The following is a 3680-nucleotide window of genomic DNA, read 5'->3' as shown; positions in this document are numbered from 1 at the left end:
GACTCGGCGGTGTGTTTTTTAAATCGAAAAACCCGGAAGAATTAAGAAAATGGTACAGCGAAAAACTCGGTTTACATTCAGAATCCTGGGGTGCTATGTTTCCTTTTTCCGAAAAAGAAATGGGATATCAGGTATGGTCGCCCACTAAAATAGACAACAACTATTTTGCGCCTTCAGAAAGCAGTTTCATGATTAATTTCAGAGTGGATAACCTGGAAGAATTCATGGAACAGCTCGCTAAAAACGGAGTTGAACTCATAGGAAAACCCGACTTCTCCGATTATGGAAAATTTGCATGGGTATTGGATCCAGACGGCAATAAGATTGAATTGTGGGAGGCTCCCAAAAAGTGATTATTTGCGAATCAGTTTTTGATGGCCCACACCTTGAACCGAAGTTAACCGGCATTCATAAATTCCCGGGGCTAAACCGGTAATATCTACTGCGGCATTTCCACCCTGAAGGGTTTCGGATGTTACTAGAATTCCTTTTGCATCAAAAATTTGAAGTTGAACATTCCCCCCACTATTCCATTTCACCATCACAAATTCCTCCGATGGATTAGGGTAAATCATAAAATTCAGGCTTTGCTCAGTTAATCCGGTATTGCTGTTTTGGTAACTAAATGCAACCGACAATCCCGATGTACATGCATTTCCGTCGGTCACTTCCACAGAATAATCCCCATCTGTAACCGCGACCAAGGTATCATTCGTTTCACCCGGAAGTAGATTTCCATTCAGGTACCACTGATTACCCGTTGCGGAGCTCGAAATAAGCAGGTTTCCACTCTGGGTGATACTTGGTGTGGTCGGACTAGTGAAAATCGTTACAAAGGCTCCGGAAGAGCTCACGGGACTATTCACCACGCAAGCATCAGAAGATGTCATTACACAACTGATTTCATCACCATCGTTGAGGGTCGTGCTCGAAAAGGAATTACCTGAAGACACCACATTACCATTCACCAACCACTGGTAGCTTGGATTTGCACCACCGTTTACCGGTGATGGATTAAATTGTACAGTTTGCCCTTCACAAACACTTAAATCAGGAGAAGTGATGCTGACATCTGCATTCAAATTTCCAGGGAAAACAACCTGTACCTCTAATCGTCCACTTTCACATTGTGTAGCAATTTCCCAATCGTAGAAATAATAATAGTAGGCCAGATTATTGGCAGAATTACCAATAATGTTTACCACGTTAGCAATAGAATATGGATATACACTTCCTGAGGAATTCCTGTATAAATTACTTCCCCCTCCTACACCAAGCTGGTATCCCGAACCGGCAGGAACCTGGAAATTAAGATTGATTCTTCCTTGTCCGGCAGGAATATTCACAACACTTTGCTGCAATACCGTACCAGCGGAATTCCGCAATTGAATGGTACGATTTCCGGATGTCTGAGCATTTACCCAAACAGAAACCAATTCGAAATCAGTAGCCGCATCAAAAATCAGGTAATGATAGGTTGTTCCTGTAAAGTATCCTCCTGCACCATAGGTGTTATCGGCAGGACCTACATATTGTGATGGATTCAAACTTAAATCGGAAACCCAAAAGGAAGTATTTCCGCTTAAGACTGGTGTTGTATATGAATTTCCACTCGCCAATACATTTGTTGAAACAGGAGAATCATACCACTGCAATGTTCCGTTTCCGGATCCGCTTATCACCACCGATTGCGGATTACAATTGCTTGCAGTAACATCCGATGCGGTTGGCAAACTGGCGATAGTAACAGATACTGCTGCAGGAAGCGTGAGAACATCGTTTCCGGCGCAATTTGTAACGGTTAAAGAAACGGTATACGTTCCCGAATTGGCGTAATCATGCAAAGGATTCTGATCGGTGGATGTGGATCCGTCGCCAAAATCCCATGACCATGTACTAGCACTACCTGTTAAATCTGAAAACTGAACTGTACCGCCACAAGAGCTGATCAGTTCATTGGTAAATGCTGCATTAGGAGCCAAAGGTTGCAATTGAACATTCACCACCGTGGCATTATTAAACGTTACAGCAATATTGTTGATGGTTTGCGATTGGTATCCGGGAGCTGAGAAGGTTACATTGTAGTTCCCCTGATAAATGGGACGATGATAATTCCCTACAGGCAGCGAAGAATAAACATGCGAACTATCTGCATCGTGACCTGAAATGAACACTTTTGCTTTTATCGGAGCTCCAGTGCATGCATCTGTAATTACACCACGAATTCCATGTAAGGATTCTTCCCAATAATTTAAAAGAGATGCTTTATTGTAATTGTAATGATTGAGAAGTTGATTTGCTGCAATGGTTTTTACGGTCGATAATTCAACAGTAAATTCTCTGCAATGCTTCCACCAGTTCATGTAATCTTGTCGACCACCATCCACTTCGTACCAGGCAAATCCATTGGTAACACCGGGGTGAGATCCGGAATAGAGATCATCCATATATCCTGCAGGACTATTCACTTGCGAAGTGTCTGCAAATTTGTAGGATTCCCGCTGCCACCAGTTAAGATCAGGGTGAACATGATTCCAGGTATCCCATGGGTAATTCACTACCTCTGCACCTCCGTGAAAATTAGCCGCCATTACAAAATCAACCGTATCTGCCAGTCCCATAAAAATGACCGTTTCAGGTTGATAGGCATTACCATCGGGATGGAGTCCTGTTTGCGGATCGGGATAATTCCGGTTAAGGTCTACCCCATTTGCATTTGCACGCGTTGCTCCGTTTACGGTGTTATTACCACCGGCATAGGTTCCATCGGGATTTGCACAAGGAACAATCCAAATCTCAGTTGAATTTATCAGATTGGTATAACGCGCATTGCTTCCATAGCCTAATAATATTTCATCAATCAGATTAAGCAACATCGGGTATCCAGTGGTTTCATCACCATGCATGGTGGAGGTGTATAAAAACTGCGGTTCGTTTTCGCGTGTATCCGGATTATCTGAAATTTTTACAGCCATTATTTTTCTTCCGCTGGGCAAAGTTCCTAATTCCACATAACGGCAAATAGAAGGGTGATCGATTGCAAATTGTTGCATATACCCTTCGTATTGCGAATAGGTGGGATAAGCAGTGAAAGATCTTAATTGCTGACGTGTAGCATTACCCTGCAACATGGGTAAATTTCTCGAAAGGGATGGATGGTTTAATACGGTAAACTGAATATTTAAATCAACCAGGTTTTGAATCTCTTTTTTATTGGCGTAGGCTTTTATGGTGTTGCCTTGCTGACCATGATCTACCGAAACCAACTTACTGATTTCAGAAGGCGTCATTCCAACAGGAAGTGTTAATTGAATATAAACTTCCGGGCGTTGGATAAACAAGGTATCAATAGCCGTAGAACTCATTTGCTGAGCATCCGACAGCAGATTCAATCCCATTAAAAAACCGACAAGTGCAAGTTTCAATTTCATAGCAAAAAAATATGCCTTCAATGTAGGAAAGACATAAATAGTGCTCAAGTATTTAGTCGCAGCATTTCAAGGTTTAGGCTACAAATACGCTACTTCCAACACAAACTGCTTTTGGAGCAAACAAAAACATCCCGACAAATCTGCCGGGATGTTCTGAATATGGTGCAAGAAAATTTATCCTCCGAAATCGTCGAAACGAACATTTTCTTTAGGTACTCCCCAATCTTCGCACATTTTAACAACGGCTTT

2 protein-coding genes are annotated in these 3680 nt (G+C 42.2%); one reads left to right on the top strand and one right to left on the bottom strand.

The window, feature by feature from the left end; all coding sequences use genetic code 11:
- A partial coding sequence (locus K1X56_15055; protein MBX7096037.1) for a VOC family protein occupies positions 1-353 on the top strand: 353 nt, incomplete at its 5' end.
- Here the strand turns inward: K1X56_15055 and K1X56_15050 are convergent.
- Complete coding sequence (locus tag K1X56_15050) at positions 354-3431, bottom strand: T9SS type A sorting domain-containing protein (GenBank protein ID MBX7096036.1); 3078 nt, start codon at positions 3429-3431, stop codon at positions 354-356.
- Positions 3432-3680: the final 249 nt, after the last annotated feature.

Source organism: Flavobacteriales bacterium, from assembly GCA_019694795.1.
In the GTDB taxonomy this organism is placed as follows: domain Bacteria; phylum Bacteroidota; class Bacteroidia; order Flavobacteriales_D; family UBA2798; genus UBA2798.
Note: the sequence above shows the minus strand (reverse complement) of the source record. Positions and strands in the feature narration are given on the sequence as shown.